Source organism: Streptomyces sp. Q2 (assembly GCF_056820935.1).
The window spans coordinates 69,717-95,050 of sequence record NZ_JBXEJE010000042.1 but is presented as its reverse complement, the minus strand read 5'-3'; the positions used below and the strand labels follow the sequence as shown (position 1 = coordinate 95,050).

The following is a 25,334-nucleotide window of genomic DNA, read 5'->3' as shown; positions in this document are numbered from 1 at the left end:
GGGTGACGCGGGCCGCGCGCAGCGCGAAGTCGGCGCTGCGCACGCCGGCCCGGGCCGTGCCTGCCACCGCGCCGGCGGCGACGCCCACGGCGGGTGCCGTACCCCGGGCGAGCAGTCGCGGGCCGGCCATGACGAGCCCGGCGGCCGCTGCTGTGGGACGGGAGAGAAGTCCTCCGCTCATCGCTCGCCCTCAGCCGTTCGTACGAGTACGTCGGGCCGTCGTCGAACCACTCGGCCTGCTCCCACCGCTTCCGCCGCTTCCTGAGGATGCTGTGGGCAGCTTGTCGGAGGGCGTGGCGGGTACCGCCGTGTCCTCAGCGGACGGCCTGCCGGAGGTCGAGGCCAGTACCTGCGGCGTCGGCGGCGTGCCGGACGCCGCGCCCGCACGTGCAGTACCGCCGACGGTGTCCGCCCGCTCCTGCTCCTGCTCCTGCTCCTGCGTCTCCTCCCGTCGCGGCTGCGTCAGCCACGCCACCGCCGCTCCGGTGACCGCGACGGGCCACTCCACGACTCCCGCGACGCCGAGCACCCCGGCGCCGGTGTACACGGCGATCCGCCGCCCGCGCGGCGACACCGCTCCGATCTTGTCCAGCGCGCCCTCGGCCGCCCGGCCCACCGTTCCGGCACCGGGTACCGCGCGCAGTACCGAGGCGGCCGCCCGCAGCGGCTGCGGGAGATTCTGTGTCGACTTCTGCTCGGCCATGACTCTCCTCGGGTCGGTGCCTCACCTTTCGGTGACCCGAGTTCCCGCACTTCGGAGAGTCATCCGGAGTCCGGGGGATCACCTGGGCAGCGTGGCGGAGCGGCGGTGCGCCGTGGCGGTGGGCGATGACCTCGTGGCGGTCTCAGGCCTCGCAGACGTCGCGGTCTCAGACCCCTCGCAGGCGTCAAGGGACTCGGTGCGGAGCGCCCGGCCGCCCCAGCCGCTCCGGGCAGCGGCGTGCTGCGCACGGGAACGCCCTGGTCACCACGGTCCCAGAACACGGGTTGGCCAAGTCGGTGTGAAGGATCCCCTGTTGATGTTGGTCTTGCTGCACACTCCTTGCTGCGTCAACAGGTCCTGTGTCAACCAACTCACAGGGCCGGGCCTCTGGAGGCGGCATGCTGGAGATCAACACGAGCAAGGTGAGCCGGTGGGACCAGCACGGGCGCGAGCACGTCGTGCGGGTACAGCGTGCGGGAATGCAGCGCACGATCAGATGCGACACGTGCGGCTGGCGCAAGGGGGCGCAGTTCCTGCCCTGGCTGAAGGCGGAGGAGCACCTCGCGGAGGCGCACCAGGCGACGGTGGATCCGGCCGGGGCGTAGGTCCTGCCGGGGTGTAGCGCCTCTACTCGCCGAGCTCCGTGAAGAGCGTCAGCTGCAGCGCGCCCGGTGCCTCCAGCCGGGAGTTCAGCGAGTTCCAGGGGGTGCGGGTCGGCTCGGCGACCACCTCGGCTCCGGCGGCGGCCAGTTTCTCGGTCGTGGCGGTCGAGTCGTCGACCTGGAAGGCGACCCGGATGTGGCCGGCGACCCGCCGTCCGACCTCGACCTCGTCGATGAAGGCGGCGTGGTTCGGGTCGGTCAGCTCCAGGGTGGCCCGGCCGGCTTCGAGGATGGTGACCCGCCCGTCCTCGGAGGCGAACGCGGCGCGTTCGGGCAGGCCGAGGACGTCTCGGTAGAAGTGCAGTGCCGCGTCGTAGTCGGCCGCCGTGACGACGAGGCGGAGTTCCCGGACGGCGGGCTCGTCGGACGTGTCGGCTTTGTCGACCATGTCGGCTCCTCGAAGATCGCGGGCACTTGACCCCTCAACCCTGCCGCCGACCGGGCGATTCCCGCGAGTTCAGGCCGCGAGACCCCGTAGCAGCAGGTCGACCAGCGCCTCGAAGTCGCCCTCCACGTCCGGCAGTTCCCACTCGCGCGCGTAGCGCGGGTCGTGGAAGCGGACTGTCGCCTGGAAGACGGCGCGGGCGGTGGCGGCCTGGTCGGCGGTCGTGAAGGTGCCGGCCTCCACGCCGGCCCGGACGACGCGGGTCAGCTGGGCGGTGAGGTCGGTGATGTGTTCGCCGACCGCTCCGCCGTTCTCGTCGACCAGGACCATGTACGTGGCGAACAGCTCGGGGTCGTCGCCCGCCTTGCGGCGCTTGGCCTCGAAGAGGGCCGCGAGCCAGTCGCGGAGGCGTTGCGCGGGGTCCCGCCCGGGGTCGGCGGCGATTCCGGCCAGGGACGCGGACGTGCGGTCCAGCCATCGCTTCGTGACCGCCTCCCGCAGTGCCGCCTTCGTCCGGAAGTGGCGGTAGACGCTGCCGTGGCTGACGCCGAGCGCGCGGGCCACGTCCACCACGGTCGCCTTGGCCGGTCCGTGGCGGCGCAGCACCTCCTCGGTGGCTTCGAGGATGCGCTCGGCGGTCAGGATCTCGCTGGTCGGTGGCATGAGCAGACCGTACCCGGCGGCCGGGTCAGCTCTCGAGGTGTGCCATCTGGGCGGCCGGGTAGCGTTCGCCGGCGGCGGCCCCGGCCGGTACGGCGTCCTCGATCGCGGCGAGGTCGGCCGCCTCCAGGGTGACGTCCAGCGCGCCGAGCGACTCCGCCAGCCGCTCCCGGGTCCGCGCACCGACCAGCGACACGATGTCGTCGTTGTGCTGCGCGCCCCGTGAGAGCACCCAGGCGATGGCGATCTGGGCGACGCTGACGCCCTTCTGCTCGGCGATCTTCCGCAGGGCCTCGACGAGGTTCAGGTTGTGCTGGAGGTTCTCGCCCTGGAAGCGCGGGGACCTCGCCCGGAAGTCGTTCGCCGCGAGCTGCCGGTCGCCGGTGAAGTGGCCGGAGATCAGGCCGCGGGACAGGACGCCGTACGCCGTGACGCCGATGCCCAGTTCGCGGGTGGTCGGCAGGATCTCTTCCTCGATGCCGCGGGAGATGAGGGAGTACTCGATCTGGAGGTCGCTGACGGGGGCGGTGGCGGCGGCCCGGCGGATGGTGTCGGCGCCGACCTCGCTCAGGCCGACGTGCCGGACGTACCCCTTCTCGATGAGTTCGGAGATCGCGCCGACCGTCTCCTCGATCGGTACGGCGGGGTCGAGCCGGGCGATCCGGTAGACGTCGATGTGGTCGACGCCGAGGCGCTGGAGCGAGTACGCGGCGAAGGTCTTCACGGCGGCCGGGCGGCCGTCGTATCCGGCCCAGCCGCCGTCCGGGTCGCGCAGTGCGCCGAACTTCACGCTGACCAGGGCCTGTTCACGGCGGGCGGCGGGCGCGGTGCGCAGGGCCTCGCCGATCAGCAGCTCGTTGTGGCCCATGCCGTAGAAGTCGCCGGTGTCGAGCAGGGTCACGCCCGCCTCCAGGGCGGCGTGGATCGTGGCGATCGACTCGGTGCGGTCGGCGTCGCCGTACAGCGCGGACATGCCCATGCAGCCGAGACCGAGGGCGGAGACCTGGGGGCCGGTGGTTCCGAGAGTGCGCGTGTGCATCGTCATGACACCCACCCTGACACCGTGGCTGACAGATTTCAATATCTGTCAGCTGACATCTGTCACCTGTTATCTGCTATCGGTCACCCGTCAGCTGTCCGGTCGACGGCACGAGTACCCCGAGGACAATGGGAGATGTCGGCGTGCAGTCACCTCGGCGGCGCCTGCCGTCGGTCGAGCGGCCCTCTCGCGCCGCCCCAGGAGGCCCGCATGAGCATCCGTATCGCCACGTTCAACATGGAGAACGTCTTCCGCCGGCCCACGGCCTTCCGCCTGGAGGACCCGGCGAAGCGCAAGGAGATCCTCGACGACTTCGGCGCACTGGTCGCTCGCCTCGACCTGCCGGTGTACCAGGACGCCGACAAGAAGGAGATCGCCCGGCTCGTCGAGAAGCACCGGGCGTACGAGATAGCCCCGGAGAACCCGCCGCCGATCTACGTCAACCAGTCCCGCCCGGGCAAGGACTCTGGGCTGTTCAGGACGAAGGGGTCGGGGAAGAACACCACCGTCGAGGTCACCGCCAAGGGCCGTGCCGCCTGGGCCGGCTGGGCCGAACTGGGGCGGGACGACCTCGACCTGGACGTGGTGCGGAACACCGGCCGGGTGGTCTCGGAGGTCGACGCCGACATCCTGCTCACCGTGGAGGTCGAGGACCGGCTCACCCTGGAGCGCTTCAACACACAGGTCCTGGCCGGAGCGCTCGGCAGGCGGCCGTACCCGTACTGCCTCCTGGTCGACGGCAACGACAGCCGGGGCATCGACATCGGGATCCTGAGCCGGCACCCGATCACGTCCGTCCGGACCCACCTCTTCGAGACCAACCCGGAACGTCCCGACCAGCGCCTCTTCAGCCGCGACTGCCCCGAGTTCGAGATCCAGCTCAACGGCACGCCCCTCGTGGTCCTCGGCAACCACCTGAAGAGCAAGTCCCACGACGACCCGGAACTGCGGCTGGCCCAGGCGAGGCGGGTCGCGGAGATCTACCGGGCCGCGCTGGAGCGCACACCGCACGTCGTCGTCGCCGGGGATCTCAACGACCACCCGGAGAGCGACGCGGCCGCGGAGCTGCTGGGCACCGGGCTGCGGGACGTGATGTCACACCGCTCCTACGGCGGGCTGCCCGGCACGTTCGGGGAGTGCAAGAGCGAGCAGAACAAGCTCGACTACCTGCTGCTGGCGCCGGAGGTGTGGCAGGAGGTGCAACACGTCGGCCTGGAGACCCGGGGCATCTTCGCGGACGACATCAAGGCCTTCGACACCGTGACCTCGAAGGGCAACGCGGCCTCCGACCACGCGGCGCTCTACGTGGACGTGGACCTGTAAAACGAACGGTTCCCCGCACCCCACCCAGGGGTGCGGGGAACCGGGCGAACACCTAGCAGCCGATGAGACGCGCCGCCAGGTAACCCTCGATCTGGTCCAGCGACACGCGCTCCTGCTTCATCGAGTCACGCTCGCGCACGGTCACCGCGTTGTCGTCCAGGGTGTCGAAGTCGACCGTCACGCAGAACGGCGTACCGATCTCGTCCTGGCGGCGGTAGCGGCGGCCGATGGCGCCGGCGTCGTCGAAGTCGATGTTCCAGTTCTGCCGCAGCGCCTGGGCGAGGCCCTTGGCCTTCGGCGAGAGCTCGGGGTTCCGCGACAGGGGAAGCACGGCGACCTTCACCGGGGACAGCCGCGGGTCCAGGCGCAGCACCGTGCGCTTCTCCAGCTTGCCCTTGGCGTTGGGCGCCTCGTCCTCGATGTAGGCGTCGAGCAGGAACGCCAGCATCGCGCGGCCGACACCGGCCGCGGGCTCGATGACGTACGGCGTCCAGCGCTCGCCGGCCTCCTGGTCGAAGTAGGACAGGTCCTGGCCGGAGGCCTTGGAGTGGGCGCCGAGGTCGTAGTCGGTGCGGTTGGCGACGCCCTCCAGCTCACCCCACTCGTTGCCGCCGAACTGGAAGCGGTACTCGATGTCGGCGGTGCGCTTGGAGTAGTGGGAGAGCTTCTCCTTCGGGTGCTCGAACCACCGCATGTTCTCTTCGCGCATGCCGAGGCCGGTGTACCAGCTCCAGCGCTGCTCCATCCAGTACTCCTGCCACTTCTCGTCCTCGCCCGGCTTGACGAAGAACTCCATCTCCATCTGCTCGAACTCGCGGGTGCGGAAGATGAAGTTGCCGGGCGTGATCTCGTTGCGGAAGGACTTGCCCATCTGCGCGATGCCGAACGGCGGCTTGCGGCGCGATGTGGTCTGCACCTGGGCGAAGTTGGTGAAGATGCCCTGGGCGGTCTCGGGACGCAGGTAGGCGACGGAGCCGCTGTCCTGGGTGGGGCCGAGGTGCGTGGAGAGCAGACCCGAGAACTGCTTGGGCTCGGTGAACTGGCCCTTGTTGCCGCAGTTGGGGCAGTTCACGTCCGCCAGGCCGTTCTCCGGCAGGCGGTTGTGCTTGGCCTCGTACGCCTCTTCAAGGTGGTCGGCACGGAACCGCTTGTGACACGAGGTGCACTCGGTGAGCGGGTCGGTGAAGGTGGCGACGTGGCCGGAGGCCTGCCAGACCTCGGGGGCCAGGATCACGGACGAGTCGATACCGACCACGTCCTCGCGCGACGTCACCATGTAGCGCCACCACTGGCGCTTGAGGTTCTCCTTGAGCTCGACACCCAGCGGCCCGTAGTCCCAGGCGGCGCGCTGTCCGCCGTAGATCTCACTGCAGGGGAATACGAAGCCACGGCGCTTGCTCAGGCTGACGATGGTGTCGATCTTGTCGGCGGCCACGGTGCTCTCTTCATTACGACGACGGGCGACGAAGCGAGGATGCTTCAGAGCGAATGCTTCAGGTTACCGGCGGGGACTCCCCTCCGATCAAATCGGTCCCTGTACAGGGCCTCTCACCACGTTTGTTGACAACGGTTTCCATATTTGTTGAAAATGAGTGTCATGAACGTACGACGACACCACATATCCGGCATCGCGGTCGCCGCGGTCACCGCCCTCGGCCTCGGCACCCTCTCCGCCTGCTCGAGCGACAGCGCGGCCGCGGGCAACACGGACAAGTTCGACGTCGTCGCCTCGTTCTACCCGATGGCCTTCCTCGCCGAGCAGATCGGCGGGGACCATGTGAACGTCACCAGTCTCACCGAGCCCGGCCAGGAGCCGCACGACCTGGAGATCAGCGCCAAGCAGACCGCGCAGCTCCAGGAGTCCGACGCGGTGCTCTACCTCAAGGGCCTCCAGCCGGCCGTCGACGAGGCGGTCGGGCAGGCCGACGTCAAGAACAAGATCGACGCGGCCACCCTGACCGAGCTGGAGGACCACGGCGACGTCGAGCACGAGCACGAGGGCGAGGAGGCCCCCTCCGAGGAGGAGGAGGAGCACGCCCTCGACCCGCACGTCTGGCTCGACCCGGTGAAGTACGCCGAGGTCGCCGAGGGCATCGCCAAGGACTTCGAGAAAGCCGACCCGGACAACGCGGCGGACTACCGCAAGAACGCCGACGCGCTGACCAAGAAGCTCGGCGATCTGAACACCGCGTTCGCCGACGGCCTGAAGACCACCGACAGCAAGGTCTTCTTCACCAACCACGCCGCCTTCGGCTACCTCGCCGAGCGCTACGGCCTGACCCAGGAGGCCATCTCCGGCCTCGACCCGGAGAGCGAGCCCAGCCCGGCCCGGATCAGGGAACTGCAGACCGAGGCCAAGGCCGACGGCGTCACCACCGTCTTCTACGAGACACTGGTGTCCGACAAGACCGCGAAGACCCTCGCCCAGGACGCGGGCCTCAAGACGGACGTGCTCGACCCCATCGAGGGCATCACGTCCAAGTCCAAGGGCGACGACTACTTCCAGGTCATGGAGTCCAACCTCAAGGCGCTGCAGTCCGCTCTAGGCGCCAAGTGATCCCTACGGAGGACCTTGTGAGCGAACCCGTCATCTCCCTGCGCGGCGTCCGTGCCGAGCTGGGTTCGCGCCCGGTCCTGCGCGGCATCGACCTCACCGTGTCCCGCGGTGAGGTCGTCGCGCTGCTCGGAGCCAACGGTTCCGGCAAGTCGACGGCGATCCGCGCCATCATCGGCCAGGTGCCCGTCAGCGACGGCGAGATCGAGCTGTTCGGCACCCCACGTCGCCGCTTCCGCGACTGGGCCCGCCTCGGCTACGTCCCGCAGCGCACCACGGCCGCCGGCGGCGTCCCGGCGACGGTCACCGAGATCGTCTCCTCCGGCCGCCTCTCCCGCGCCCGCTTCGGCGTGCTCCGCAAGGCCGACCACGCCGCCGTTCGCCGTGCGCTGGACCTGGTCGGCATGACCGACCGCGCGAAGGACTCCGTCGACGCCCTCTCCGGCGGCCAGCACCAGCGCGTGCTGATCGCCCGCGCCCTCGCCGCCGAACCCGACCTCCTGATCATGGACGAGCCGATGGCCGGCGTGGACCTGGCGAGCCAGGAGGTGCTGGCGTCGACCCTGCGTGAGCAGGTCGCCCAGGGCACGACCGTCCTGCTCGTCCTGCACGAACTGGGCCCGCTGGAGCCCTTGATCGACCGGGCCGTCGTCCTGCGCGACGGCTGTGTCATGCACGACGGCCCGCCCCCGCAGGCCCTCGGCCAGCACGCGCTGCCCGGCCACGACCACGTACACCCGCACGCGGCCCACGACGCCGAACCGATCCGCACAGGACTGCTGAGCTGATGGACCTCCTGAACTACGCCTTCATGCAGCGGGCGCTCCTGGCCGCGGTCCTGGTCGGCATCACGGCCCCGGCCGTCGGCATCTACCTCGTCCAGCGCCGCCAGGCCCTGATGGGCGACGGCATCGGCCACGTGGCGATGACCGGCGTCGGCCTCGGCTTCCTGCTGTCCTGGTCACCGGTGTGGACGGCCACGCTCGTGTCCGTGCTCGGCGCGGTCACCATGGAACTGATCCGCTGGTACGGCAGGACGCGCGGCGACATCGCCCTCGCGATGCTCTTCTACGGCGGCATGGCCGGCGGCGTGATGCTCATCAACCTCACGCCGAGGGGCTCGAACGCGAACCTGACGTCGTTCCTCTTCGGCTCGCTGTCGACGGTGAGCGAGTCGGACATCACGGCGATCTGCGTTCTGGCCGCCTTCGTGTTGTTGGTCACCCTCGGTCTGCGCCGCCAGCTGTTCGCGGTGAGCCAGGACGAGGAGTTCGCGCGGGTCACCGGCCTGCCCGTGCGTGCCCTGAACCTGCTGACGGCGATCACCGCGGCGGTCACCGTCACCGTCGCGATGCGCGTGGTCGGCCTGCTGCTGGTGTCGGCGCTGATGGTGGTGCCGGTCGCGGCGGCGCAGCAGCTGAGCCGCAGCTTCGCGGCCACGTTCGCGATCGCGGTGGGCATCGGCGTCTCGGTGGCCGTCGGTGGCACCGCGACGTCGTACTACCAGGACGTGCCGCCCGGCGCGACGATCGTCCTGCTCGCCATCGCGGCGTTCATCCTGCTGACCGCGCTGGCGGCCCCGCTGGCCCGGCGGCGCGCGCGGGCACAGGCGGCCGCGCAGCCTGCCGGGGATCCCGCGGAGTGTGCGATTCCGGCCAGCCGCGGATCCGGCGGAGAGGTCGGCGTCTGACCACTGACAGGCCGGACTGGCACAATGGCCCGGCAGGAGCAGACGTTAAGGAGGCAACCGGTGACGACCGCAGGACCGTCCGTGAAGGGCCGCGCAACCCGGCAGCGGGCCGCCGTGGCGGCGGCCCTCGACGAGGTCGACGAGTTCCGCAGCGCCCAGGATCTCCACGACATGCTCAAGCACAAGGGCGACTCGGTCGGGCTGACCACGGTCTACCGCACGCTCCAGTCCCTCGCCGACGCCGGCGAGGTCGACGTCCTGCGCACCTCCGACGGCGAGTCCGTCTACCGCCGCTGCTCCACCGGGGACCACCACCACCACCTCGTCTGCCGCGTCTGCGGCAAGGCCGTTGAGGTGGAGGGCCCGGCGGTGGAAACCTGGGCCGAGGCCATCGCCTCGGAACACGGCTTCGTGAACGTGGCCCACACGGTGGAGATCTTCGGCACGTGCGAGGACTGCGCGGCGAAGACTGCGTAGCGGCAGGCGGCCGCAGCCGCCGTAGCCGCGGGCAATCGCGCCGCCATAGCCGCCGACAGCCGCAGCCGCCGTAGCTGCGGGCAGTCGCAGCCGCCCCCGCTGCGGGCGATCGTGCCGCAGGGCGGCACGGGTGGGCGCAGCGGCGCCCCGCAGCGCCGGGTTGCGCACCCACCCTCCGGCCCGCAGCAACACCGGGCGCCCGCCAGGCCGACTACTCCTGCTTGCCTTCCATGGCAAGCAGCTCCTCGTTGGGGATGGCCCCACCGAAGCGCCGGTCCCGCGAGGCGAACTCCAGGCACGCACGCCACAGATCCCGCCGGTCGAAGTCCGGCCACAGCACGTTCTGGAAGACCATCTCGGCGTAGGCGCTCTGCCAGAGCAGGTAGTTGGACGTGCGCTGCTCGCCGCTCGGCCGCAGGAACAGGTCCACGTCCGGCATGTCCGGGTAGTACAGGTACTTCTGGATGGTCTTCTCGGTGACCTTGGACGGGTCGAGCCGGCCGGCCTTCACGTCCTCCGCCATGGCCTGCATCGCGTCCGCGAGCTCGGCACGGCCGCCGTAGTTCATGCAGAAGTACAGCGTCAGCTTGTCGTTGTCCTTGGTCTGCTCCTGGGCGACCTGGAGCTCCTTGGCGACGGACTTCCACAGCCTGGGCATACGGCCCACCCAGCGCACCCGGATCCCCAGCTCGTCGAGCTGGTCACGGGTCTTGCGGATGAAGTCGCGGTTGAAGTTCATCAGGAAGCGCACCTCGTCCGGCGACCGCTTCCAGTTCTCGGTGGAGAAGGCGTACAGGGAGATGTTCTTCACACCCTGCTCGATCGCACCCTGGAGCACGTCCAGCACCCGCTCGGCGCCGACCTTGTGCCCCTCCGTGCGCGGCAGGCCGCGCTCCTTGGCCCAGCGGCCGTTCCCGTCCATGACGATCGCCACGTGGGTGGGCACCAGCTCACCGGGGAGCTTCGGCGGGCGGGCCCCGGACGGGTGCGGCTCCGGCGTCTTGTACTCGCGGCGCTGACGCCCCAGGATCCCGCGTACGGCCATGGTGCTTCTCGTCTCCTCGTGCTTGCTGGCTAGGACTTTTCCACGTAGCGAAGGGAGCGCAGCCCGCGCTCCAGATGCCAGTGCAGGTACGCGGACACCAGCCCGCTCCCCTCCCGGACATACCGCGGCTCGCTCGCGTCCGCGGTCTCCCAGTCTCCCGTAAGCAGCGCCCCGAGGAGTTCCAGGGTCTGCGGCGACGGTACGACACTCCCCGGCACCCGGCAGTCGACGCAGACCGAGCCCCCGGCCGCCACCGAGAAGAACCGGTTCGGTCCGGGCATGCCGCACTTCGCGCAGTCGGTGAAGGTGGGCGCGTAGCCGTTGACGGCGAGGGAGCGGAGCAGGAACGCGTCGAGGATCAGGTGCGGGGCGTGCTCGCCCCGGGACAGCGTCCGCAGCGCGCCGACGAGCAGCAGATACTGCTGCACCGCCGGCTCGCCCTCGTGATCGGTGAACCGCTCGGCGGTCTCCAGCATGGCCGTCCCGGCGGTGTAGCGCGCGTAGTCCGCGACGATCCCGCCCCCGTACGGCGCGATGGTCTCGCTCTGCGTGCACAGCGGCAGCCCGCGCCCGATCAGCTCGCTCCCCCGCGCGAAGAACTGCACGTCGACGTGGGAGAACGGCTCCAGCCGGGCCCCGAACTTCGACTTGGTCCTGCGCACCCCGCGGGCCACGGCCCGTACCCGCCCGTGACCGCGCGTGAGCAGGGTGATGATCCGGTCCGCCTCACCCAGCTTCTGGGTGCGCAGCACGACGCCGTCGTCACGGAACAGACTCATGGGGCCCATTCTCGCCTACGCCGGCTGTCCCCCGTCGTCCCCGTGCGTCAAGGCACCTCACCGCGGCTGCGCGCGTTGGCGTACGCCGTCATCGTGCTCAGCCGCTCGGTCGGGGTGGCATGCCGTACGGCACCCGGATCGGCGTCCCACTCCCGGCCCCCGCCGTACGGTCTCAGTTGCACATACGGCCCCTCGTGCCCCATGACGATCCCCACCCTCCCGCTCCGGGTGTCCACGACGTACGCCCCCACCGGCGGCTTCACCGCGACACCGCGGCGAGTCGCTGCGCGGTCTCCACGGAACACCGCCCCAATTCGATGAGCGGACAGGGTGCCTCCCGCGCAAGACTCACCGGATCGAACCCCAGTGACGGAAGTTTAATTCCTGCCACAAGGAGTGCCTCGCGCAATTCTTTCACCGTTTCCTCCGTCTCTTCGACGCAGTGCGCCGAGTGCCGTGACTCCACCGTGCTCCCCTTCCTTTTTGAGTTTCACTCTTCTCATCTCCAGAGTGCCCTGCGGGGCCTACACTCGGCAGGAGTCTGTGCACTACAAGTGCGCGTCAGGGGAGGAAGGTTGGCTATGGCCAACGGTTCGCGCCAGGCGGTGTGGGAGTTCTTCGGGACAGAGCTGAAGCGGCGGCGCGAAGACGCGGGTATCACGCAGGCGGAACTGGGATTGAGGGTTTTCGTGCCCGGTGGGTACATCGGACAGTTCGAACAGGCGATTCGGAAACCGCAATTGGATGTGGCTCAGCGCATTGACGGAGTACTACAAACCGATGGCCTTTTCAAACGGCTCTGAGAAAGCTCATCAAGGAGCAGCCATACACGGAGTACTTCGCGCACGTGGTGGAGCTGGAGCGACTGGCGACGGAGATCTGCGAGTACGCACCGACGGTGATTCCGGGGCCTGCTCCAGACGCGGGAGTACGCGCGAGCAGTGTTCCTTGCGGGCAATCCGCCGGCCACCGACGAGTACATCGAAGAGTTGGCCAGAGGACGCATGGACCGGACGCAGCTCCTCAAGAACGCTACACGGCCGGTGTATTGGGCGGTCCTGCACGAGACAACTCTGCGCATCCCGGTCGGCGACGCCGGGATCATGGCATCAGGGCCGCCGCGTTGTCGCCGGAGGCGACCCTTGCCCTGATCGAGTCGGTGGCGGAGGACTACAGACGATGCGCGAGTACGACCTGAGCAACGCCCGCTGGCGCAAGAGCAGCCACAGCGGCGGCAGCGGCGGGGAGGACTGCGTCGAGGTCGCGTACGACTTCCCAGGCGCCGCCAGCCGGCGCAAGAGCACATACAGCAACGGCGAGGGCGGCAGCTGCGTCGAGGTCGCCGACGAAGTCCCCGGTGTCGTCGTCCCGGTCCGTGACAGCAAGGTGCCCGGTGGGCCCGTGCTGCTCGTCGGGCCCGTCGCGTGGACGGAGTTCATCCGTACCGTCGGGGTCGCCTGATGGCGGACGTGGCTGTTGCCACGGGTTGGCTCTCGGGCTCCGGGGAAACCCGAGCACCGCTGTGGGGGTAACCCCGCCCCACAACACGGAAGTTACCCGGATGTGGCGAACCGTCGGGTTCCGCGAGGCTCGTCCGCATGACGCAGATCAAGAGAAACGCAGCCCTGGTCGCCACCTCCGCCGTCCTCCTCGGTCTCACCGCCCCGCTGACCACGTCCGCCTCGGCCTCCGCCGCCACCCCCTCCCTCCGGTGGACGAAGTGCGCGGGCGCCGGCCTCGACCCCCGGCAGCAGTGCGCGACCGTCGAGGTGCCGATGGACCACGCCGACCCGAGCGGCCGGAAGATCGACGTCGTCGTCTCCCGCATCCCCGCCGAGGACCCTGACGCCCGCCGCGGGGCGCTGGTGCTGATCCCGGGAGGGCCCGGCGGGTCCAGCCTCAACAACCCCTCCGGCAAGGGCCAGAAGCTCCCGCAGGACGTACGCGACACCTACGACCTCGTCGGCTTCGCCCCGCGCGGCCTCGCCCCCTCCACCTCCGTCGACTGCGGCCTCGGCCACGCCGACCTCGCCCTGTCGAAGCTTCGGCCCTGGCCCGCCCCGGACGGTTCCGTCGCCGAGAACATGGTCACCGCGCGGCGAATGGCGGACGCCTGCGCCCGTAACGGCGGCGAGCTGATGCGCCACATCGACACGGCGACCGAGGCCCGCGACCTCGACCGCATCCGGGCCGCGCTCGGCGAGCGCACGATCTCCGCCTGGGGCGTCTCGTACGGGACGTATGTCGGCTCGGTCTACAGCCAGCTGTTCCCGCACCGCACGGACCGGATCGTGCTGGACAGCAACGACGACCCCGACCCCACCCGCGTCTCCCGCGCCTGGCTCGCCGGGCACGAGCAGGGGGTCGAGGACACGTTCCCCGAGTTCGCGAAGTGGGCGTCGGCGCCGGACAACCCGGACCGGCTGGCCGGGACGGCGGCCGAGGTGCGGCCGCTGTTCCTGGAGCTGGCCGCGCGGCTCGACCGGGAGCCCATCCCGTGGCCCGGCGCCAACCCGGAGGAGCTGAACGGCAACGTGCTGCGCCAAACCCTGCTGGACAGCCTCTACGACCCCGACGACTTCCCCGCCCTCGCGAAGCTGATCCTCGCCGCCCGCAAGGGCACCGTGCCGCCCGCGCCCGCCATGCCGCCGGAGGAGGTGCTGCAGAACGTCGCCGCGGTCGGTGCCGCGACGCTGTGCAACGACATCGCGTGGCCCACGTCGGCCGCCGAGTACCAGAAGGGCGTCGACGCGAGCCGGGCCGCGTACCCGCTGACCGCGGGCATGCCACGCAACGCGATGGTGTGCGCCGCGTGGCCGAACCCGCCGAAGCAGGCGCCGGTGCGGATCACCGACCGCGGCCCGTCCAACATCCTGCTCGTACAGAACGAACGGGATGTCGCCACCCCGCTCGCCGGCGCCCTGAAGCTCCGCCGCGCCCTCGGCGACCGTGCCGTCATGGTCACGGTGAACTCCACCGGCCACGACGCCTACCTCGACAACGGCAACGCGTGCGGGGACGAGACGGTGTCCCGCTTCCTGGCCACCGGCGAGCGACCGGAAGCCGACGTCTACTGCGACTGACCGGACGATCGGCACGCCCAGGCACAGGCGTCGGGCGAGGGCCAACCCGGTGAATCATTCTTGTCCCTCGCGGCTTGCGCTCGATCGAACACGGTGGGGGCCCGCGTACCGGTGAACGGCAGACGGCACACCACATCCACAAGGCCGTGGTGGAGCCGTTTGCACTGCGAGCTGGGCGCACTTTCGAAGCCGATGAAGGTCACTCCGCTCGGTTCCATCCTTAAATGTTTCCTATTCACGCTTACCGCTTTCCCTGCGTTCGAGTTGCAGTGCCCGCGCATCCCAGTCATATAGTGAGAGGGGGTCTCGTACCCTGCGAGTGGAGCTGCCCATGCCGGAAAATGACGGAGACGTCGCAGGTCAGCAACAGACGCCGTGGTGCGCAAGGGTTGGTGCACATATCGCAGAGCTTCAATCGCAACTCAACCGAATCGCGGCAGCTGATTCGGTTTCGCCTGCCGACATGGAAGTCGCAAAGAAAGCGCGCGTGCAACTGGATGCGGCACGAGTGGCCTTAAAAGGTGGCTGGTGGGCGCGCATCACTGGCGCTGCTCACGACAGGGCAATGGCCAACATGCACGAGGCCGAGGTCGAGATGCTCCGAATCCTACCTGAAAGGGAGCTGAGGTGGCGGGGGGTTCGAATATTGGCTCAGTGCATGCTTCATCTGCACCCCAGCGACTTGGGATTGAAGCGGCTCGGGAGTGAGCTGAAGCAGGGTTACGCGCCCTTGAATGACAAGGCGAGAGACCTTGCTGCCGACACCCTGCACGAAGCTTTCCGGGCCGAGGAGGCCGAGAGAGCCAGAGTTCGCAGCTTTGGGCGCATAGTAGCCTTTTCAATCGCGATCATGACAGCCATTGCAGCTGCGTTCATGACATGGAGCTTCATCGACCCAGCCGGACTCGCTTCCAAGTTCTGCTTCCAACCTCCTTCGCGCCCCAGGGTCTGTCCGATCGGCGCGACTCCCGATGGCAGTGATGTCCTTCTCGTGGAATTTTCGGGAATGCTTGCTGCCGCCTTGGCGGGAACGGCTTCCCTTACAAAGATGCGCGGCACGGCAGGGCCCTACCATATCCCAGCCCTTCTTCTCGCTCTGAGACTTCCAGTGGGTGCCCTTTCTGCGGTTCTGGGGGTCCTGCTGGTCAGTGGTCAGTTCATTCCGGGGCTAACCGCCCTTGACACGGATACGCAAATACTGGCTTGGGCTGCCACGTTTGGGATTCTGCAAGAATCCGTGACTCGCGCGCTTGACAAGCAAGGCCAGCTGGTCCTGGATAATGTGCGAGCTCCAGAGCGAGGGTTTGAAACTGGCCCAACCGTCCGAGAAGCGCCTCGCGTTGGAGATACACGTAGGCGGATTCCGGTGATGGAACGCATCCGGTCACGTGGAGCAGGGCCGGATTGATAGTGGGGGTTGGGGTACGTTGCGGTTTTCCGGGGGCCAGAAATCGTGCCGCTGAAAAATGTGCCTTCCCAGTTGGCAACTACGGTCGACTGACCGCTGCTGTTCGAGCCTGTGTCAGCCGTTGGTGTCAGTCGTAGGTGTCAGTCGTAGGTGTCAGTCGACAACTGCGCTCAGTCGCTCCCCTGCGGCCCCGCAACCAAGGGATGAGATCCGGCGTCGATCACTGGAGAGATCGTCGACGCACATCCAGCGAAGGAGAGCGAGATCTTAGACTCCGCACAGTCCCAGATGACCCGACGCACCCTCCTCGCGGCCGGCACCGCCGCCGCGGCCACCCTGCTCTCCAGCGTGCCCGCGCACGCCACCGGCGACCCGGGCGCGGGCGTCACCGCCCGCCTCCGGCGCCTGGAGGAGCGGCACGGCGCCCGCCTGGGCGTCTTCGCCCACAACCTCGCCACCGGGCGGACCGTCCGGCACCGCGCCGACGAGCTGTTCCCGATGTGCTCCCTGTTCAAGACGCTCGCCTCCGCGGCCGTCCTGCGCGACCTGGATCGCCACGGCGAGTTCCTGGCCCGTCGTATCCACTACACGGAGGCCGACCTGCCGGCGACGGGTTCCGACAAGACCAGGGAGCACCTGGCCGAGGGCATGACCGTCGCCGAACTCGCCGAGGTGGCCATCACCTACAGCGACAACGGCGCGGGCAACCTCCTCCTGCGCGAGCTCGGCGGTCCCACCGCGATCACCCGCTTCGCCCGCTCCCTGGGCGACCCGGTGACGCGCCTCGACCGCTGGGAGACGGACCTCAACTCGGCCGAGCCGTGGCGGATCACTGACACGACGAGCCCGTACGCCATCGGCCGGACCTACGGCCGACTGGTCCTCGGCAAGGCACTGAACCGCGAGGACCGCGCCCTCCTCACGCACTGGCTGCTGAACAACACGACCAGCGTCAAACGCTTCCGCGCGGGCCTCCCGGCCGCGTGGACGATCGCCGACAAGACGGGCTCCGGCTCCTACGGCACCACCAACAACGTGGGCATCGCCTGGACCGGCACCGGCGCCCCGGTCGTCCTGTCCGTCCTGTCGACGAAGCCCGCCCAGGACGCGGCATGGGACGACGCTCTGGTCGCGGACACGGCGGCGCTGCTGGCCGAAGCCCTCAGCTGACCGGGAAGTACTGCCTCGGTGTCACGCCCACCAGCCGGTGGAACGCGGCGGTGAAGGAGCTGGCCGTGGCATAGCCGACGCGGCGGGCCACCGACTCGATCGGCAGGCCCGCCGCGAGGTGCGGCATCGCGGACTGCATCCGCGAGCGCTCCCGCCACTGCCCGAAGGCGAGGCCGGTCTCGGCGACGAAGAGACGGGCCAACGTCCGTGCGCTGGAGCCGACCTGAGCGCCCCAGTCGGCGAGGCTCCGGCCGTCCGCGGGGTCGGCCCGCAGCGCCTCGGCCACCGAGCGGGCGCGCGGGTCGCGGGGAAGGGGCGCGGAGATGCCCGCGACCGGCACCGGACGCAGTTCGTCGAGGAGTACGGCCTCGGCGCGGGTACGGGCGTCCGGGGCCAGGTCCGCGCCGATCAGGTGGTCGATGAGGGCGCGTAGCAAGGGTGTCACCGCCACCACGGTCGGCTCCCGCCAGTCGATGTGCGGACAGCACTCCGGGTCGACGTACGGACTGCGCATGACGGCGTCGCCCGCCGACTCGGTGGCGTGCGCGACCCCCGCCGGGATCCACAGGGCCAGCGACGGCGGCAGCAGCCACACCCCCCGCTCGCTGCGTACCCGCAGCAACCCCTTCGCCGACGAGGCGAGTTGATGGTGTCCGTGCCAGTGCGTGGTGAAGGCGCTGCCGCGCGGCATGCTGAAGTGACCGACGAAGATGCCCGAACCGGCGGTGTCGTACGGGCGGTACTGTCCGTTCGGCGACATGGGACGGCACACTAGCGCCTGGTGGACGCCCGCACGCCCCGCCTAGCGTCGATGCCATGCCGATGAACCGAGCCCACCGCAGGATCTGCAGCTCCGAGAACTGGGCGCAGAAGACCAAGGACCGCATCCTCCCCTGGGCGCTGGAACACGTGGACCTCGGCGCGGACGTACTGGAGATCGGCCCCGGCTACGGCGCCAACCTCCGCGTCCTCGTCGACCTGGTGCCGCGTCTGACGGCCGCCGAGATCGACGCGGACACGGTCCGACTGCTCCAGGCCGAGTGGGGCGACCGCGCCCGTGTCCTCCTCGCGGACGGCGCCGAACTCCCCCTGCCCGGGGCGTCCTTCGACTCCGTCGTCTGCTTCACGATGCTCCACCACGTGCCCACCGCCACCCACCAGGACCGCATCTTCGCCGAGGCGTTCCGCGTGCTGCGCCCCGGCGGCACCTTCGCCGGCAGCGACAGCCAACCGGGCCTGCGTTTCCGCGTCCTCCACTTCCGGGACACGATGAACACCCTCGACCCGGCGGGTCTGCCGGCCCGCCTGGAGAAGGCCGGCTTCACGGACGTGTCCGTGGACACGCACCCGCAAAGCGGCGGCCTACGCTTCCGCGCCCGCCGCCCCTGAACCCGCCGCCCCTGAACCCGCAGCCGCTCCGAACCGCCGTACGTACCGCGCCTGCCACGGCGTCTCCACCGCGTGCCGGTCGTAGTGGCGGCGGACGTAGGCGACGGCTTCCTCCGCCGGCACGCCGTCCAGCACCGCGAGACAGGCGAGCGCCGTGCCCGTACGGCCGCGTCCGCCGCCGCAGGCGAGCTCCACACGCTCACCGGCGGCCCGTTCCCAGGCGTCGGTGAGGACCGCGCGGGCAGTCGTACGGTCGGCGGGCAGCCGGAAGTCGGGCCAGCGCAGCCAGCGGGACTCCCAGTGCACCGGGGGCGGTTGCCGGCCGAGCAGATACACGCCGTACGACGGGCTCGGCGCCCCCGGTGCCAGGGGGTGCCGCAGACCCCTGCCCCGCACCAGCCGCCCGGAAGGCAGTCGCAGCACCCCGGCGTCCCGCTCGTCCCACAGCTCCATACTCCCCATGGGCCCATTCGAACGCCGTGCCGGACGACAGGCAACCGAATCCGGGAGAACGGTGGTCTGGGGGGCGAGGGAGGGTGCTTGATGCAGGCCGAACAAGAGGCCCAGTTCCAGGAATTCGTCAGAGCCCGATGGTCCCGGCTCGTACGGACCGCGTATCTGCTCACCGGCGACGTGCACCACGCCGAGGACCTGACACAGACGGCGCTGGCGAAGGCGTACCGCTCCTGGCGGCGCGTGTCACGCAGCGACAGCCCGGAGGCGTACGTCCGTCGGATGCTGGTCAGCTGCAACAGCGACCGGTTCCGCAAGCGGCGTGTCACGGAGTCACTGACCGCGGCGCCGCCGGAGGTGGCGGGACGCGACGAGGCCGTGGCACGGGTCGACGAGAGAGGTGTCCTGATCGGCGCGCTGGCCGGGCTGCCGCCGAAGCAGCGAGCGGTGATCGTCATGCGGTACTGGGAGGACCTGTCCGAGGCGGAGGTCGCCGAGATGCTCGGCTGCTCCCCCGGCACGGTCAAGAGCCAGGCGTCCAAGGGGCTGGCGAAGTTGCGTACGTATCCGGGGCTCGCGCAGGCGATGGACGGGCCCGAGCGCAGTCGCACGTCATCCGCCGGCACGTCATCCGCCGGCACGTCGGTCGCGGGACAGGGAGGAACCAGGTGAGCGTGGAACAGGGGCAGGGGCAGGGGCCGGGGCCGGGGCGGGAAGACGGGCCCGACTTCGAGGAGCAGTTGCGTGGGCTGCTCGCCGAGGACGCCTACACGATCCGGCCCTCGCAGGCACCGTACCCGGCGATCCGCCGCCAGGGCGTGGTGGAGCGGCGGCGCCGGGTGGCTGCGGCCGGGGCGGTTCTGGTGACGCTGGCGGCGGTGCCGGTGGGGGCGTATGCGGTCGGGGGGCCGGGCGGGGGGTCGGTCACGGCGTCGCCGCAGTCGTCCGTCTCCGCCTCGCGGTCGGCGACACCGACGCCCAGTGCGTCGCCGACGCCGACCGGGCCCGCCGGGCCGGCCACGCCGGGGCAGCTGCTCGACGGGATCACGTTCGCGCGGGCCGCCGACGGGCTGGAGAAGTGCCTGGCCGATCAGCGCGAGCAGGAGAAGAAAGGCGGGCTCAAGCTGAACCTGGGTACGGCCGACAGCTACCGGATCATCCTGGCGCAGAACAGCACCGGCGACACCAACGCGCCCGGTGACGGCATCTACGTCGTCGCCGTGCAGGAGAAGCCACGGGAAACCCGGCTGATCTGCAACGTCAAGGACGGTGAGGCCTCCGGGCTCAACGTCAGCGGTAGCGACCGGCTGCCGGACTCTCCGCCCGTGCTGGCCGACATGAACGGCGGCAAGCTGTACCAGCAGTCGTTCCTGGACAAGGGGAACTGGAAGCTGCCGTTCCGCTGGGGGTTCATCGGCACGGTGGAGCCGTCGGTGGCCAAGGTCACCGTCTCCTACGGCGACGCCACCAGCGAGGCCGCCCTCGACCACGGCTGGTTCGTCGCCTCCGGCATCCTGAACCAGCAGGTCACCCTCGCGCCCCACATCAAGGGCTACGACGTCGGCGGCAAGCTCGTCTACGACTCCGACGAGGACTCCACTTACGAGAAGACCCTCCCGTAACGGCCCACCCCGGGGGCGCCGCACAGGGGTCGGCACCCCCGGGGCTCCCCTCGGGTCTTTCCTCGCCCCCGCCGCCCCTACCCATCCCATCCCAGGGGCTCGGCGGCCCCTTCGCCCCCGCCAGGGGGCTCCGCCCCCTGAACCCCCGGACCTTCGCCCACCCACCACCCGACTCGGTGAGTCGAGAAGCCACCCGCCCAGAAGCCCACCCGACTCGGCGGATCAACAGACCACCCCGCCAACCGACCAAGTCCACTACTGGGCGGACACAGGCCCAGGAGCCCACCCGACTCCGCAGGTCGAGACGCCACCCATTCCACCAACCGAGTCCACTACTGAGCGGACACAGGCCCAGGAGCCCACCCGACGCCGCAGGTCGAGACGCCACCCATTCCACCAACCGAGTCCACTCCAGAGCGGACACAGGCCCAGGAGCCCACCCGACGCCGCAGGTCGAGACGCCACCCATTCCACCAACCGAGTCCACTCCAGAGCGGACACAGGCCCAGGAGCCCACCCGACGCCGCAGGTCGAGACGCCACCCATTCCACCACCCGAGTCCACTACTGAGCGGACACAGGCCCCGGAGCCCACCCGACTCCGCAGGTCGAGACGCCACCCATTCCACCAACCGAGTCCACTACTGAGCGGACACAGGCCCAGGGTCCCACCGGACTCCGCAGGTCGAGAGGCCACCCTTTCCACCAACCGAGTCGGGTGGCGGGTGGGCATAGGTCCGGGGGTCTGGGGGCGGAGCCCCCAGGGACGTGCACCCCCACCGGGGGGAGGGAGACTCGGGATGGGTGCCACCCCGGGGCCCGAGGGCGGAGCCCCCAGCGAGTCCGTCACCCGACGCCCCCCGGCGTCACCATCCCCGACTCGTACGCCACGATCACCAGTTGGGCCCGATCCCGCGCCCCCAGCTTCCCCATGATCCGGCTGACGTGCGTCTTCGCGGTCAGCGGACTCAGTCCCAACGCCCCCGCGATCTCCGTGTTGTTGAGGCCACGCGCGACCAACGCCAGCACCTCACGCTCACGTTCCGACAGACACTCCGGCCCACCCTCACCCCCCGCCACCGCCGCCGAAGGACTCCGCAGGAACCGCTCGATCAGCCGCGCCGTCGGCCCCGGCGACAGCAGCGCCTCCCCCGCCGCCACGGTACGGATCGCGTCGAGGAGTTCGGCCGGCCGCGTGTCCTTCACCAGGAACCCGGACGCCCCGGCCCGCAGCGCCTCGACGATGTTCTCGTCCGTGTCGTAGGTCGTGAGGACCAGCACCTTCACCCCCGCCAGGTCCTCGTCCGCCGCGATCAGCCGGGTCGCCTCGATGCCGTCGAGGTCGGGCATGCGGACGTCCATCACGACGAGATCGGCACCGGTACCGCGCGCCAGCTCGACCGCCTCCCGCCCCGTACCCGCCTGCCCGACCACCTCCATGTCCCGCGCCGACTCGACAAGCATCGCGAACGCCTCCCGCACCAGGGTCTGGTCGTCGGCGAGCAGTACGCGGATGGTCATCCGGTTCTCCCTCCCAGCGGCAGCACCGCGGCCACCTCGAACCCGCCCCGCCCCCGCGGCCGCGGTCCGGCGTCGAGTGTGCCACCGACGCTGCGGGCGCGCTCCCGCATCCCGACCAGCCCGTACCCGGGGGTGCCTCCGGGCGTGGGCCCGGTGCCGTCGTCGGTCACGGACAGGTGCAGGGCGCCCTCGTCCTCGTACATCCGGACGGACACACAGGGTTCGGGGCCGGCGTGCCGTACCGCGTTGGTCAGCGCCTCCTGCACGATCCGGTACGCGGCCGCGCCCACCGCGGGCGGCGCCTGCCGGACCCGTACGTCGGGCTCGACGCGCGCCCCCGCGAGCCGGGCCGCCGCCACCAGGTCGGGTACGCCGTCGAGGCCGGGCAGCGGGCCGCGCGCGTCGCCGTGTTCGCAGGCCCGCAACACCTCCAGCGTCGTACGGAGTTCCCCGCGCGCGCTCCGGCAGGTCTCGGAGATGTCGTCGAGGGCCTTGGCGACCGTCTCCCGGTCGAGGCGCTCGGGGTCGGCGGCCAGGACGTGGGCGGCGACGGAGGTCTGGACGCCGATGAGGGTGATGCTGTGGGCGAGCAGGTCGTGCAGGTCACGGGCGATGCGCAGCCGCTCCTCGGCGACCCGGCGGCGGGCCTCCTCCTCGCGGGTGCGTTCGGCGCGGTCGGCGCGGTCCACGATCGAGGCGACGTACTGGCGGTAGTAGCGGACGTCGACGCCGCAGAAGAGCACGGCGATGATCCAGCCGGAGATCCGCAGCAGTTCGACGGCCTGTTTGGTGTCGACGGTGAGCATCACGCTGAGCGAGATGACGAGGACGACGGCCCCCGTCAGGATCGTGCGCAGGGGCCGGCCGGTGACCGCGACCGTGTACAGCGCGGTGAAGGCCGCCGCGGTGGGGGCGTTGTGGTTGTTGTCGAGGGCGTGGTACGGCACGACCAGCGCCACCACGACGGCGAGGACGAGCAGTGGGTGGCGCCGCCGCCACACGATCGGCACGTGCAGGGCGAGCAGCAGTGTCCAGCCGAGCGCGTCCGGGCGGCGGCCGTCGTCGGTGAACAGACCGATGCTCACGGCGGCCACGACGAGCACGAGCGCGAGGAACGCGTCGTTGCGGGTGCCGTGCGGGGCGCTGCGGGGGTCGCGGTGGAAGGCCGCGATGATCCGGTCGCTGAGGCTGGGGCGGCTGGTCTCCTGCACGGGCTCATCCTCCGCCCGGAGGACGCCCCTCCGGGAGAGGAGGGACGCCCCGACGGTGGGTGAGCGGCTCACACCGGCTCCGGCTGGTGTTCCAGCGGCTCCGGCTGCGGCTCCGGGGTCCGCGACAGCGTCCCGGGCCACCACACCTTCCGGCCCAGCAGCACGCTGGCGGTGGTCACCAGGTAGGTGCGGACGAGGAACGTGTCGAGAAGGACGCCGACCGCGATGACGAAGCCGAGTTCGACGAGCCCCACCAGGGGCAGCGTGGTGAGCACGGCGAACGTCGCGGCGAGCACGACGCCCGCGGAGGCGATGACTGCGCCGGTGGTGCGCAGGGCGGTGAGCGCGGCGGTCTGCGGTTCGGCGCCCGCGAGGGACTCCTCCCGCATCCGGTGCATCAGGAAGATGCCGTAGTCGACGCCCAGCGCGACCAGGAAGACGAAGGACAGCAGTCCGAGCCCGGGGTCGGTGCCCTCGAAGCCGAGCACCGGTCCGAAGACCAGTCCTCCGATGCCGAGCGCGGCGCCCCACACGGCGACCACCGCGGCCAGCAGCATCAGCGGCGCGACGAGGCTGCGCAGCAGGAACACGAGGATCACGAACACGGCGGCGAGGACCAGCGGCACGATCACCGTGCGGTCCCGGGACTCGCTGTCGGCCAGGTCGATCTGCTGGGCGCTGGGCCCGCCGACGTAGGCGCCGTAGGAGCCGTCGAGGGCGTCGCGCAGGGCCTCGATGGTCTTGGTCTCGGCCGCCGACTCGGGGGCTGCGGTGGTGAAGACGGAGATCTCGCTCCAGCCCTCGCCGCTGCGTCCGGCGGTCACGTCGGCGACCCCGTCGGTCGTACGGGCCTGGTCAAGGACGGCTGCTGCCTTGTCGGTGGGGGCGATGACGGTGACCGGCCGGCTGCTGCGCTCGGGATACTCGCGGGCCAGAGTCTGCATCGCGGCGATCGACTCGGGTTTCTCGGTGAAGGAGTCCTCCTGCTTGAGGCTCCCCGGCAGGTTGAGGGCGCCGAGGGCGAGCGTTCCGAGAAGGACGGCACCGCCCGCGAGGACGGCGGCCGGCCTGCGGGTGGCCGAGGTGCCCATCGCAGCGAACAGGGAGCGGCGGGTCTTGGGGGTGCTGCCGAAGGCCGGGATCAGCGGCCAGAAGATCCGGCGGCCGAGCAGTACGAGGACCGCGGGCAGCAGGGTAGTCATGGCGACCAGCGCGGCGAGCACGCCGACCATGCCGACCGGCCCCATGCCGCTGCTGCTGTTCAGGTCGGCCGCGAGCAGGCACAGCAGCCCGGCCGCGACGGTCCCGGAGGAGGCGAGGATCGCGGGTCCGCAGCCGCGCAGGGCGGTGCGCATGGCGTCGTACGGGCGCTCGTGGCGGCGTAGCTCCTCGCGGTAGCGGGAGATCAGCAGGAGTGCGTAGTCGGTGCCGGCGCCGAGCACGAGGATGGTCATCACGCCGCCGCTCTGGCCGGTGATGGTGACGTCGAACAGTTCGTGCAGGCCGTATCCGGCGGCCATCGCCATGGCGGCGGCGACGCCCGCGACGGCGAGCGGGACCAGCCACAGGAACGGGCTGCGGTAGATGAGGATCAGCAGCACGGTGACCACGCCGAGGGTGGCCAGCAGCAGGGTGCCGTCGATCGTCTCGAACACCTTGCCCATGTCGGTGTTGAGCGCGCCCGGCCCGCCGACCTCGACACTCAGCCCGCCCGTGCCTTCGGCGATGTCCCGTACGCCGTCCACGAAGGCGTTCCGGGCCTCCTCGTCCTGGCCGGGCTGGGTGCTGGAGACCGGGTACATGAGGGTGGAGCCGTCCTCGGACGGGATGCCCTGGGGCTTGCCGGAGAGGTCGTAGGCGCCGCCGACCTCGGCGACCTGGTCCGCCGCCGTCCTCCGGTCGGCGGAGGTGAGCCCGCCGTCCCGGTGGTACACGAGCACCAGGTCGGTCGACTCGCCGCCCGGCAACGTGTCCTGGATCCTCGCCACCTGGGTGGAGTCCGCGCTGTCGGGCAGGTAGTCGACCGCCCGGTTCTGCTGTACGTCGCCGAACTTCCCGGCGAGCGGTCCGACGAGCACGAGCGCGGCCAGCCACAGGCCGAGCACCGCCCAGGGCACTGCGCGCCGTCGCCGTGTACGTGTCCTTGCGGCCCCCATGGACG

General features: G+C 70.4%; 27 protein-coding genes and 1 pseudogene. 14 read left to right on the top strand and 14 right to left on the bottom strand.

The features are described 5' to 3' along the window. On the bottom strand, positions 1-181 hold a 181-nt coding region (locus ACWBNA_RS37300; protein ID WP_482708977.1), incomplete at its 3' end, for a hypothetical protein. A 9-nt stretch (positions 182-190) separates the two neighbouring features. Continuing rightward, complete coding sequence (locus ACWBNA_RS37295; protein WP_482708976.1) at positions 191-703, bottom strand: hypothetical protein; 513 nt, start codon at positions 701-703, stop codon at positions 191-193. 398 nt (positions 704-1,101) lie between these two features. Between ACWBNA_RS37295 and ACWBNA_RS37290 the strand changes: the two genes are divergently transcribed. Then, complete coding sequence (locus tag ACWBNA_RS37290) at positions 1,102-1,308, top strand: hypothetical protein (RefSeq protein WP_383867886.1); 207 nt, start codon at positions 1,102-1,104, stop codon at positions 1,306-1,308. Positions 1,309-1,330: 22 nt separating this feature from the next. Here the strand turns inward: ACWBNA_RS37290 and ACWBNA_RS37285 are convergent, their stop codons facing one another. The 3 genes from ACWBNA_RS37285 to ACWBNA_RS37275 form a co-directional block, all read right to left on the bottom strand. After that, on the bottom strand, positions 1,331-1,753 hold the full coding sequence (locus ACWBNA_RS37285) for a VOC family protein (protein ID WP_482708975.1): 423 nt from the start codon (positions 1,751-1,753) through the stop codon (positions 1,331-1,333). A gap of 69 nt (positions 1,754-1,822) precedes the next feature. After that, positions 1,823-2,413 carry a TetR/AcrR family transcriptional regulator gene (locus ACWBNA_RS37280; RefSeq protein ID WP_482708974.1) on the bottom strand — a complete coding sequence of 197 codons (591 nt, stop codon included), beginning with the start codon at positions 2,411-2,413 and terminating at the stop codon, positions 1,823-1,825. 25 nt (positions 2,414-2,438) lie between these two features. Next, the gene (locus tag ACWBNA_RS37275; protein ID WP_482708973.1) at positions 2,439-3,455 is read right to left on the bottom strand and encodes an aldo/keto reductase; all 1,017 of its coding nucleotides are present in this window, start codon (positions 3,453-3,455) and stop codon (positions 2,439-2,441) included. A 204-nt stretch (positions 3,456-3,659) separates the two neighbouring features. Here ACWBNA_RS37275 and ACWBNA_RS37270 point away from each other — a divergent pair, with 204 nt between their 5' ends. Beyond that, entirely contained in the window at positions 3,660-4,772 is a 1,113-nt protein-coding gene (locus ACWBNA_RS37270) for an endonuclease/exonuclease/phosphatase family protein (RefSeq protein ID WP_482708972.1), read from the top strand. A 52-nt stretch (positions 4,773-4,824) separates the two neighbouring features. Here ACWBNA_RS37270 and ACWBNA_RS37265 read toward each other — a convergent pair whose 3' ends face one another. Then, the gene (locus ACWBNA_RS37265; RefSeq protein ID WP_482708971.1) at positions 4,825-6,207 is read right to left on the bottom strand and encodes a glycine--tRNA ligase; all 1,383 of its coding nucleotides are present in this window, start codon (positions 6,205-6,207) and stop codon (positions 4,825-4,827) included. Positions 6,208-6,369: 162 nt separating this feature from the next. Here ACWBNA_RS37265 and ACWBNA_RS37260 point away from each other — a divergent pair, with 162 nt between their 5' ends. From ACWBNA_RS37260 to ACWBNA_RS37245, 4 genes are read left to right on the top strand one after another with little or no spacing between them, the layout of a single operon-like run. After that, positions 6,370-7,329: a zinc ABC transporter substrate-binding protein gene (locus tag ACWBNA_RS37260; RefSeq protein WP_482708970.1), complete on the top strand. Its 960-nt coding sequence runs from the start codon at positions 6,370-6,372 to the stop codon at positions 7,327-7,329. Positions 7,330-7,346: 17 nt separating this feature from the next. Continuing rightward, the gene (locus ACWBNA_RS37255; RefSeq protein WP_482708969.1) at positions 7,347-8,114 is read left to right on the top strand and encodes a metal ABC transporter ATP-binding protein; all 768 of its coding nucleotides are present in this window, start codon (positions 7,347-7,349) and stop codon (positions 8,112-8,114) included. Then, a complete protein-coding gene (locus ACWBNA_RS37250; protein WP_482708968.1) occupies positions 8,114-9,016 on the top strand; it encodes a metal ABC transporter permease in 903 nt (300 codons plus the stop codon). Before ACWBNA_RS37255 ends, ACWBNA_RS37250 begins: the two co-directional genes overlap by 1 nt. A gap of 60 nt (positions 9,017-9,076) precedes the next feature. Then, complete coding sequence (locus ACWBNA_RS37245) at positions 9,077-9,493, top strand: Fur family transcriptional regulator (RefSeq protein WP_217239868.1); 417 nt, start codon at positions 9,077-9,079, stop codon at positions 9,491-9,493. A 211-nt stretch (positions 9,494-9,704) separates the two neighbouring features. On the opposite strand, the gene ACWBNA_RS37240 is transcribed toward ACWBNA_RS37245, so the two are convergent. The 3 genes from ACWBNA_RS37240 to ACWBNA_RS37230 are packed head-to-tail and all read right to left on the bottom strand — an operon-like array spanning position 9,705 to position 11,580. Continuing rightward, positions 9,705-10,538, bottom strand: a complete 834-nt coding sequence (locus tag ACWBNA_RS37240; protein ID WP_482708967.1) for an isoprenyl transferase — start codon at positions 10,536-10,538, stop codon at positions 9,705-9,707. A gap of 29 nt (positions 10,539-10,567) precedes the next feature. Next, positions 10,568-11,317, bottom strand: a complete 750-nt coding sequence (gene recO, locus ACWBNA_RS37235; protein ID WP_482708966.1) for a DNA repair protein RecO — start codon at positions 11,315-11,317, stop codon at positions 10,568-10,570. A 47-nt stretch (positions 11,318-11,364) separates the two neighbouring features. Continuing rightward, entirely contained in the window at positions 11,365-11,580 is a 216-nt protein-coding gene (locus tag ACWBNA_RS37230) for a hypothetical protein (RefSeq protein WP_482708979.1), read from the bottom strand. A 318-nt stretch (positions 11,581-11,898) separates the two neighbouring features. Between ACWBNA_RS37230 and ACWBNA_RS37225 the strand changes: the two are divergent. The 5 genes and pseudogenes from ACWBNA_RS37225 (at position 11,899) to bla (ending at position 16,978) form a co-directional block, all read left to right on the top strand. Continuing rightward, positions 11,899-12,515 (top strand): annotated as a pseudogene (locus ACWBNA_RS37225) (helix-turn-helix domain-containing protein). Continuing rightward, positions 12,497-12,778, top strand: coding sequence for a DUF397 domain-containing protein (locus tag ACWBNA_RS37220; protein WP_482708965.1), 282 nt, complete (start codon positions 12,497-12,499; stop codon positions 12,776-12,778). The pseudogene ACWBNA_RS37225 and the gene ACWBNA_RS37220 overlap by 19 nt, the downstream one beginning before the upstream one ends. Before the next feature lie 137 nt (positions 12,779-12,915). Beyond that, entirely contained in the window at positions 12,916-14,400 is a 1,485-nt protein-coding gene (locus ACWBNA_RS37215) for an alpha/beta hydrolase (RefSeq protein WP_482708964.1), read from the top strand. A 331-nt stretch (positions 14,401-14,731) separates the two neighbouring features. After that, the gene (locus ACWBNA_RS37210; protein WP_482708963.1) at positions 14,732-15,808 is read left to right on the top strand and encodes a hypothetical protein; all 1,077 of its coding nucleotides are present in this window, start codon (positions 14,732-14,734) and stop codon (positions 15,806-15,808) included. Between the two features lie 288 nt (positions 15,809-16,096). Beyond that, complete coding sequence (gene bla / locus ACWBNA_RS37205) at positions 16,097-16,978, top strand: class A beta-lactamase (protein WP_482708962.1); 882 nt, start codon at positions 16,097-16,099, stop codon at positions 16,976-16,978. On the opposite strand, the gene ACWBNA_RS37200 is transcribed toward bla, so the two are convergent. After that, a complete protein-coding gene (locus tag ACWBNA_RS37200) occupies positions 16,971-17,738 on the bottom strand; it encodes an AraC family transcriptional regulator (protein ID WP_482708961.1) in 768 nt (255 codons plus the stop codon). The genes bla and ACWBNA_RS37200 overlap by 8 nt on opposite strands. A 56-nt stretch (positions 17,739-17,794) precedes the next feature. Here ACWBNA_RS37200 and ACWBNA_RS37195 point away from each other — a divergent pair, with 56 nt between their 5' ends. Continuing rightward, positions 17,795-18,367 carry a class I SAM-dependent methyltransferase gene (locus ACWBNA_RS37195; RefSeq protein ID WP_482708960.1) on the top strand — a complete coding sequence of 191 codons (573 nt, stop codon included), beginning with the start codon at positions 17,795-17,797 and terminating at the stop codon, positions 18,365-18,367. Here the strand turns inward: ACWBNA_RS37195 and ACWBNA_RS37190 are convergent. After that, complete coding sequence (locus ACWBNA_RS37190) at positions 18,341-18,829, bottom strand: protein-tyrosine phosphatase family protein (protein WP_482708959.1); 489 nt, start codon at positions 18,827-18,829, stop codon at positions 18,341-18,343. The genes ACWBNA_RS37195 and ACWBNA_RS37190 overlap by 27 nt on opposite strands. An 81-nt stretch (positions 18,830-18,910) precedes the next feature. On the opposite strand from ACWBNA_RS37190, the gene ACWBNA_RS37185 reads away from it, so the two are divergent. Continuing rightward, a complete protein-coding gene (locus ACWBNA_RS37185) occupies positions 18,911-19,492 on the top strand; it encodes a SigE family RNA polymerase sigma factor (RefSeq protein ID WP_482708958.1) in 582 nt (193 codons plus the stop codon). Continuing rightward, positions 19,489-20,442, top strand: a complete 954-nt coding sequence (locus ACWBNA_RS37180) for a hypothetical protein (protein WP_482708957.1) — start codon at positions 19,489-19,491, stop codon at positions 20,440-20,442. The genes ACWBNA_RS37185 and ACWBNA_RS37180 overlap by 4 nt, the downstream gene beginning before the upstream one ends. 845 nt (positions 20,443-21,287) lie before the next feature. On the opposite strand, the gene ACWBNA_RS37175 is transcribed toward ACWBNA_RS37180, so the two are convergent. From ACWBNA_RS37175 to ACWBNA_RS37165, 3 genes are all read right to left on the bottom strand, one after another. Next, a complete protein-coding gene (locus ACWBNA_RS37175) occupies positions 21,288-21,962 on the bottom strand; it encodes a response regulator transcription factor (RefSeq protein ID WP_482708955.1) in 675 nt (224 codons plus the stop codon). Then, a complete protein-coding gene (locus tag ACWBNA_RS37170; RefSeq protein ID WP_482708954.1) occupies positions 21,959-23,173 on the bottom strand; it encodes a sensor histidine kinase in 1,215 nt (404 codons plus the stop codon). The genes ACWBNA_RS37175 and ACWBNA_RS37170 overlap by 4 nt, the downstream gene beginning before the upstream one ends. Positions 23,174-23,241: 68 nt before the next feature. After that, positions 23,242-25,329 (bottom strand): MMPL family transporter, encoded by a 2,088-nt coding sequence (locus tag ACWBNA_RS37165; protein WP_482708953.1) that lies wholly within the window; start codon positions 25,327-25,329, stop codon positions 23,242-23,244. Positions 25,330-25,334 lie beyond the last annotated feature (5 nt).